The 7,150-nt window shown below is 70.7% G+C and carries 9 protein-coding genes; 4 read left to right on the top strand and 5 right to left on the bottom strand.

Going from position 1 to position 7,150, the window contains the following annotated elements:
* On the top strand, positions 1 to 367 hold a 367-nt coding region (locus VFZ39_RS09035), incomplete at its 5' end, for a PAC2 family protein (protein WP_330865407.1).
* A gap of 165 nt (positions 368 to 532) precedes the next feature.
* Here VFZ39_RS09035 and mshC read toward each other — a convergent pair.
* From mshC to VFZ39_RS09015, 4 genes are read right to left on the bottom strand one after another with little or no spacing between them, the layout of a single operon-like run.
* A complete protein-coding gene (gene mshC, locus VFZ39_RS09030; protein ID WP_330865406.1) occupies positions 533 to 1,774 on the bottom strand; it encodes a cysteine--1-D-myo-inosityl 2-amino-2-deoxy-alpha-D-glucopyranoside ligase in 1,242 nt (413 codons plus the stop codon).
* 23 nt (positions 1,775 to 1,797) lie between these two features.
* Positions 1,798 to 2,553, bottom strand: coding sequence for an SCO1664 family protein (locus VFZ39_RS09025; RefSeq protein ID WP_330865405.1), 756 nt, complete (start codon positions 2,551 to 2,553; stop codon positions 1,798 to 1,800).
* Positions 2,550 to 3,122 carry a DUF3090 family protein gene (locus VFZ39_RS09020; RefSeq protein WP_330865404.1) on the bottom strand — a complete coding sequence of 191 codons (573 nt, stop codon included), beginning with the start codon at positions 3,120 to 3,122 and terminating at the stop codon, positions 2,550 to 2,552. Before VFZ39_RS09020 ends, VFZ39_RS09025 begins: the two co-directional genes overlap by 4 nt.
* Before the next feature lie 23 nt (positions 3,123 to 3,145).
* Positions 3,146 to 3,847 (bottom strand): MSMEG_4193 family putative phosphomutase, encoded by a 702-nt coding sequence (locus VFZ39_RS09015; RefSeq protein WP_330865403.1) that lies wholly within the window; start codon positions 3,845 to 3,847, stop codon positions 3,146 to 3,148.
* A gap of 32 nt (positions 3,848 to 3,879) precedes the next feature.
* Here VFZ39_RS09015 and corA point away from each other — a divergent pair, with 32 nt between their 5' ends.
* On the top strand, positions 3,880 to 4,857 hold the full coding sequence (gene corA, locus VFZ39_RS09010) for a magnesium/cobalt transporter CorA (RefSeq protein ID WP_330865402.1): 978 nt from the start codon (positions 3,880 to 3,882) through the stop codon (positions 4,855 to 4,857).
* Positions 4,858 to 4,981: 124 nt separating this feature from the next.
* On the opposite strand, the gene VFZ39_RS09005 is transcribed toward corA, so the two are convergent.
* A complete protein-coding gene (locus VFZ39_RS09005) occupies positions 4,982 to 5,806 on the bottom strand; it encodes an undecaprenyl-diphosphate phosphatase (RefSeq protein WP_330865401.1) in 825 nt (274 codons plus the stop codon).
* A 31-nt stretch (positions 5,807 to 5,837) separates the two neighbouring features.
* Between VFZ39_RS09005 and VFZ39_RS09000 the strand changes: the two genes are divergently transcribed.
* Complete coding sequence (locus VFZ39_RS09000; RefSeq protein WP_330865400.1) at positions 5,838 to 6,782, top strand: aldo/keto reductase; 945 nt, start codon at positions 5,838 to 5,840, stop codon at positions 6,780 to 6,782.
* A gap of 41 nt (positions 6,783 to 6,823) precedes the next feature.
* A complete protein-coding gene (locus VFZ39_RS08995) occupies positions 6,824 to 7,024 on the top strand; it encodes a DUF5703 family protein (protein WP_414690278.1) in 201 nt (66 codons plus the stop codon).
* Positions 7,025 to 7,150: the final 126 nt, after the last annotated feature.

The following is a 7,150-nucleotide window of genomic DNA, read 5'->3' as shown; positions in this document are numbered from 1 at the left end:
GGGCCCCACGGGGATCGTGGGCGTCCTCCAGGACGCGTGCAGCCGGCTCGACATCCCCTCCGTGTCGTACTGGGCAGCCGTGCCCCACTACGTCGCGCAGCCACCCTGCCCCAAGGCGACGCTGGCGCTGCTGGGCCAGCTCGAGGACCTGCTGCAGACGAGCATCCCGCTCGGCGACCTGCCGGAGGACGCCCGCGCGTGGGAGCGCGGTGTCGACGAGCTCGCCGAGGAGGACGAGGACGTCGCCGACTACGTCCGGGCGCTGGAGGAGACGCGCGACACGACCGACCTGCCGGAGGCCACGGGCGAGGCGATCGCGCGTGAGTTCGAGCGGTACCTGAAGCGGAATCGCCCAGATGATTCCTGACCAGCCGCGTCAGGCGCCCTGAGCTTGCCGGCCTGCCGTTTGGACACAAACGGCAACGACACGCCGCGAACCGCGCCGATATCTGCCCAATCGCCGTCCCCGACCCGCCTGCGCCCCTGCCGGTTCCGTTTGGTCACAAACGGCAGCCAGGCACGGACGACGCACCTACAGCGCCAGCCCCAGCGACGCGTCCAGCAGCCGGTAGACGGTCGTGGCAGCGTCCGGGTCACTGGTGTCGGCGAGCCCGTCCTGACCCAAGGTCGCGGCGACCCAGGAGTCGACAGCTTCCAGCGCGGTCGGCGCGTCCAGGTCGTCGGCCAGCGCCTCCAGTACGGCGCTCACCACCGGACCGGCGGGCGCGCCCGCGCCGAGCGCCAAGGCCCGTCGCCAGTCGGCAAGGGTGTCGACCGCCGCCCAGAGCTCGGCGTCGGTCCACTCCCAGTCGTCGCGGTAGTGGTGGCGCAGCAGCGCCAACCGGATCGCCGCCGGGTCGATGTCGCTGTTGCGCAGAGCACTCACGAACACGAGGTTGCCCCGCGACTTCGACATCTTCTCGCCGTCGTACCCCACCATGCCGGCGTGCACGTAGGCGCGGGCGAACCGGTGCCCGGGCTCGGCCACCTGCGCCTCCGACGCGCACATCTCGTGGTGTGGGAAGACCAGGTCGCTGCCTCCGCCCTGCACGTCGAACGTGGAGCCGAGGTACTGGAGGGCGATCGCGGTGCACTCGACGTGCCAGCCGGGTCTGCCCCGGCCGAGCGCGCTGTCCCAGGCGGGCTCACCCGGTCGCTCGGCCCGCCACAGGACGCAGTCGAGCGGGTCCTTCTTGCCGGGACGCTCGGGGTCGCCACCACGATCGCCGAAGACCGCCAGCATCTGGTCGCGGTCCCATCCGGAGATCTCGCCGAACGCGTCGTCCGCGGTCACCGAGAAGTAGAGGTCGTCGTCGACCCGGTAGACCGAGCCCGCCGCGTCGAGCCGTTGGACCAGGTCGACCACCAGCGAGATCGACTCGACCGCGCCGACGAAGTGGTCGGGCGGGATGACGCGCAGCGCGGCCATGTCCTGCCGGAACAGCTCGGTCTCGCGCTCGGCCAGTGCGACCCAGTCGACGCCGACCTTCGTCGCGCGCTCGAGGAGCGGGTCGTCCACGTCGGTGACGTTCTGCACGTAGGCGACGTCGTGTCCCGCCGCCCGCCACGCCCGGTTGAGCAGGTCGAACGCGATGTAGGTGGCGGCGTGGCCGAGGTGGGTCGCGTCGTACGGCGTGATGCCACAGACGTACATGCGCGCCGGACCGTCGTGCGGGGCGACGGTCACCAGGCCGCCCGTCGCGGTGTCGTGCACCTGCACAGATGGCCCGGCGACGGGCAGCCCGGGCACCTCCGGTGCGGTCCACGCGTGCATGGCGAGAAGGGTAACCGTGCCCGCTAGAAGGGTGGCCAGGGGATCGAGGGCCAGTCGCCGCGGGGCAGCGGGAACCGCGCCTCACGCAGCAGCCGGGCGCACCGCGCGGTGGCCCGCTCGATCTCGAACCCGGTGAGGTGGTCCTCCAGGAGGTCGGCGAGCTCGCCGGCCAGCGCCACGCGCAACCGCTCGAGGCCGGCCTTCTCGTCATCGCCGAGTGGCTCCCCCGCCCATCCCCACAGAACCGTGCGCAGCTTGGGGTCGGTGTGGAAGGTGACTCCGTGGTCCACGGCGTACCGATGGCCGTCCACCATCTCGAGCACGTGCCCACCCTTGCGGTCGGCGTTGTTGACGACCACGTCGAAGACCGCCATCCGGCGCAGCGCAGGCGTGTCCTCGTGCACCAGCGAGATCGGCTCGTCGTGCTGGTCCATCCCGTCGAAGACGTGCAGGAAGCCGGGGGGCACCGCGCCCTCCGGGACGATCGTCACCGCCGCCTGCGCCTCGTCAGGCTCGTGCCACAGCTGCACCATCCCGCGGCCGTGCGGGCCCTCCCGCAGGAACGTGTACGGCACGAGGTCCCACCCGAGGGCCTCCGAGACGAGGTACGCCGCCACCTCCCGGTGCGCCAGGGTGCCGTCGGGGAAGTCCCAGAGCGGCCGTTCGCCACGGATCGGCTTGTAGACGACGGTGACGCCGTCCACCTCACCGACGAACGTGGCGTTCGACGCGGGCATGATCCGGCCGTGGAGCGTCAGCTCTCCGTCCGTGACGCTCACGGATCGCGGCGCTTGAACCCGTTGGCCCGTACGCACAGATGGCCGTCCGGGTCCACGGGGCCACCGCAGAACGGGCAGGAGGGCCGCCCGGCCTCGACCACCAGCTCGGCGCGTTGCACGAACGAGCGGGCCGCCGCTGCCGGAAGTCGAACCACCAGCAGCTCCTCGGGCTCGGGCTCCTCGAGGTCCTCGTCGACCTGGTCAGGTGTGACCACCGCCGCCTCGGTGTACGGGAACACCTCGACCACGACCCGCTCGTCGTCGGGGTCCCACGACAGCGTCATGGTGCCGGCCCGGAACTCCTCCACGATCGGCTGCTCGAGCGGCTCCGAGTCCTCCAACGACACCGGCGGCACCGCTGGTACGACGCCGCGGGTGTCAGCGCGCATCAGCTCGTCGAGCAGCTGGTCCATCCGCTCGGCCAGGGCCACGACCTGCTGCTTCTCCAGGGCGACACTGACCACCCGGCCGCCCTCTTTGGCCTGGAGGAAGAAGGTGCGGTCGCCGGGCTCGCCGACGGTGCCCGCGACGAACCGGTCGGGCGGGTCGAAGGAATGGACGATCGGCACGTTCTCCACCCTAGATGAGCGATCTAGACGCGGCCCGGGCCCGCTCCGCCCCCGACCACGCCGCTTCGCGGCGCCCCTCGCTTGCCGCGTGGAGCGAGCCACGACAGGTCACCAGCGTGGGTGTTCGACTGCAGGACGTACGCGGCGTCCGGCGTGTACCGGATCACCGACACCGACGCAGGGTCGACATGGATCCGCTGGAACTGGTCGAGGTGCAGGCCCAGCGCGTCGGCCAGGATCGCCTTGACCAGGTCGCCGTGTGTCACCGCCGCCCACACCGCGCCGGGACCGCCTGCGTCCTCGACCCGGGCGTCGTGCCGTCGTACGGCAGAGACGGCCCGGGCCGACATGTCGGCCATCGCCTCACCCCCCGGGAACGTCACGCCGGACGGGTGGCGCTGCACCGATTTCCAGAGCTTGAGCCGTGCCAGCTGGCTCAGCTTGCGGCCCTGCCACTCCCCGTAGTCACACTCGAGCAGCCCACGCTCAGCGATCACGCGGGGTGGTGAGGCCTGGGCCGCAGCGATCGCCTTCGCGGTCTCGCGGCATCGCTCGAGCGGGCTCGTGAGGATCGCCGTCAACGGGACCGGCGCCAACCGCTGCCCGACCGTGGTCGCCTGCTCGCGGCCGGTGTCGTCGAGGCGGACGCCCGGCAGTCGTCCGGTCAGGGTGCCGCTGACGTTGGCCGTGGAACGAGCGTGACGGACCAGCACGAGCGTTGCCATGTCGCGGACTGTACTGGCGCTAACCTCGGGACGTGATCGTCGACAGCGCGGTGTACCGCGCAGGCACGCGGGTGCCGCTCGACGTCGAGACCGCCGACCTCGCTGCCATGCGGGCGCGCTGCGGAGCCGGCGAGTTCGTCTGGGTGGGGATGCACGCCCCGACCTCCGACGAGCTCGAGGAGGTGGCCGCCGCGTTCGACCTTCACCCGCTCGCGGTGGAGGACGCCGTCTCCGCGCACCAGCGACCCAAGCTCGAGCGTTACGACGAGACGCTGTTCCTGGTCCTCAAGACGCTCTGGTACGTGGACGCCGAGGACGCGGTCGAGACCGGCGAGATCTGTCTCTTCGTCGGACCCGACTTCGTGATCAGCGTCCGGCACGGCGAGGGTGGCGCGTTGCGCCAGGCCCGGGTCGACCTCGAGGCCAGGCAGGCGGTGCTCGCGCACGGGCCGTCGGCGGTCGTGTACGCCGTGTGCGACCAGGTGGTCGACGGCTACGAGCAGGTGGCGGCAGCGCTCGTCGAAGACGTCGACGAGGTCGAGCTGTCGGTGTTCTCCGAGGACCGGACCAACGACTCCCCCCGGATCTACGTGCTCAAGCGAGAGCTGTCGGAGATGCGCCGGGCGGTGCACCCGCTGCGCGACCCGCTCGGCCGGTTCGCCAACGGGACGGTGCACGGCATCGACCGGGACGCGGCGCCCTACTTCCGCGACGTGACCGATCACCTGAGCCGGACCTCGGAGACGGTCGACGAGCTCGACGGTCTGCTGTCCACCGCGTTCGACGCGCACCTGGCGCGGATCTCGTTGCAGCAGAACGAGGACATGCGGAAGATCTCGGCCGGAGCGGCGCTGATCGTGGTGCCGACCCTGATCGCCGGCGTCTACGGCATGAACTTCGACCACATGCCCGAGCTGCACTGGCAGTTCGGCTACCTGTGGGCGCTGCTGCTGATGGTCGGCACGTCGGCCGGGCTGCTGTGGTTCTTCAAGAAGTCCGGGTGGCTCTGACGCCGACGTTGAGTCGTGGACGCGCGGCAGTCGAGTCGCGGATGTGCGGCCGTCGCGTCGCGGACGAGCGGCATCCCCGTGCCGCAACCGCGCCACTCGAGTGCCGCAAACGCGCGACTCGACCTCAGGGGGTGAGCACGCCGGTTGACAGCAGGATCAGCGTGGCGCCCCCGAGCGCTATCCGGTAGATGACGAACGGCGTGTACGAGTGGGTCGTCACGTACCGGAGCAGCCAGGCGATCGCGGCGTACCCGACGAGGAAGGAGACCGCGGTCGCCACGATCGTCGGTCCCCAGCCGTAGGCGTTCTCGCCGTGCGGGATCTCGCGGAGCTCGAAGAGCCCGGCACCGATCACCGCTGGGATGGCGAGCAGGAACGCGTACCGCGTGGCCGCCTCCCGCTCATAGCCGAGGAAGCGCCCCATCGAGATCGTGGCTCCCGAGCGGGACACGCCCGGGATCAGCGCGCACGCCTGAGCCGCGCCCATGAAGATCGCGTGCCGCAGGGTGAGGTCCTTGATCTTCCTGTCGTCAGAGCTGACGCGGTCGGCGATGCCGAGGATCAAGCCGAGCACGATCAGGGTGGTTCCGATGATCCAGAGGTTGCGGAAGTCGTCCTCGATCGTGTCCTTGAAGATCACCCCCAGGACGACGATCGGGAGCGAGCCGATGATGATGAACCAGCCCATCCGTGAGTCGAGGTGCCCGCGGTACTCCGGCCGGACCAGGGAGCGCAGCCAGGTCGACCCGATCCGCCAGATGTCCTTGCGGAAGTAGATGAGCACCGCCAGCTCGGTGCCGATCTGGATGACGGCTGTGAACGCGGCGCCCGGGTCACCCCACCCGAAGAGCTCGGGGAAGATCCGCAGGTGCGCGCTGCTGGAGATCGGCAGGAACTCCGTGAGGCCCTGAATGATGCCGAGCACGACAGCCTTGAGGAGATCCAACACGGGGGGCAACCCTACGGATAGCCTGCTCGCCATGCAGCAACGCGCCGTCGGGGACACCGGCCTGAAGGTCTCTCGGCTCGGCCTGGGAACGGCCATGTGGGGCCTCGAGGTCGACGAGCACGAGGCTCGCGACCAGCTGGCCACGTTCGTCGACGCAGGTGGGACGCTGGTCGACACCGCCCTGGCGTACGCCCGCGGCGCCTCCGAGGAGCTGCTCGGGCGACTGCTCGACGATGTCGTACGCCGTGACCAGGTGGTGCTGGCCACCAAGGGCGGCTTCCGGACCGATGGCGACCGTCCGATCCGGGACGCATCGCGCCGGACCCTGCTCCAGAACCTCGACACCTCGCTGCGCCGGCTGGACACCGACCACGTCGACCTGTGGCAGGTGCACGTGTGGTCGAACACTGCGCCAGTCGAGGAGACCATGGCCGCCCTCGACCAAGCTGTGTCCTCGGGACGCGCCCGCTACGTCGGCGTCTCCAACTACGCCGGCTGGCAGCTCGCCCAAGCCGCCACCTGGCAGCGCGCAGTCCCGACCCGCGTCCCGCTTGCGTCCACACAGGAGGAGTACTCCCTCCTGAACCGCGAGGTCGAGCGGGAGGTGCTCCCGGCCGCGGCCGCCACCGGCCTCGGAGTCCTCGCCTACTCGCCGCTGGCGGGCGGCGTCCTCACCGGCAAGTACCGGTCCGGCACCCCGGCCGACTCCCGCGGGGCCGGACGGCTGTCAGCGGCCGTCGAGCGTTACCTGGACGAGCACGGTCGGGCGGTCGTCGAGGCAGTCGCCCGCGCAGCGGATGGGCTGGACTGGACGCCGATGCAGGTCGCCCTGGTCTGGTTGCGCGACCGACCGCAGGTCACCGCCCCGATCCTGGGCGCCCGGACCGCCGTCCAGCTCAAGGCGGCGCTCGCCACCGAGGACCTGACCCTGCCCGACGCGATCGTCGCCGCCCTCGACGACGTCTCCGGAGAGTGACCGTGGGAACTCGTGTCACCGAGCGGCCCCTGCGACCGGGCGTGGAGTGGCAGTTCGAGCGGCTCGTCATCCCGCGCGACTTCACCCGCAGCGCCGTGACCCGGATGCTCGTGGAGCGGGCGGAGCACGGCGGATGGGAGCTCGACCGGCTCCAGCTCTCCCCCGATGGAACCCGTCGGATCGTGCTGAGGCGCAAGATCATCCGGCAGCGGTCGACCGTCTACTTCGGCACCCTCGCCTGAGCCACCCCCTTCCCGCGGCGTGTGCCTGAGAGTGCGCCATGGCGCACTGTGAAGGCTCAGGACATCGCGGACAGAAGAAGTCTCATGACATCGCGGACACTTGACCGGTTCGCGGTCTGCTTGGTG

This window comes from Nocardioides sp., from assembly GCF_036374615.1.
In the GTDB taxonomy this organism is placed as follows: Bacteria; Actinomycetota; Actinomycetes; order Propionibacteriales; family Nocardioidaceae; genus Nocardioides.
Note: the sequence above shows the minus strand (reverse complement) of the source record. Positions and strands in the feature narration are given on the sequence as shown.

Excerpts from the sequence above, each read along its gene's own strand:
- VFZ39_RS09000 (WP_330865400.1), top strand. The coding sequence starts at position 5,838 with ATGCAGCAACGCGCCGTCGGGGACACCGGCCTGAAGGTCTCTCGGCTC.
- VFZ39_RS09015 (WP_330865403.1), bottom strand. The coding sequence starts at position 3,847 with ATGGCAACGCTCGTGCTGGTCCGTCACGCTCGTTCCACGGCCAACGTC.
- mshC (WP_330865406.1), bottom strand. The coding sequence starts at position 1,774 with ATGCACGCGTGGACCGCACCGGAGGTGCCCGGGCTGCCCGTCGCCGGG.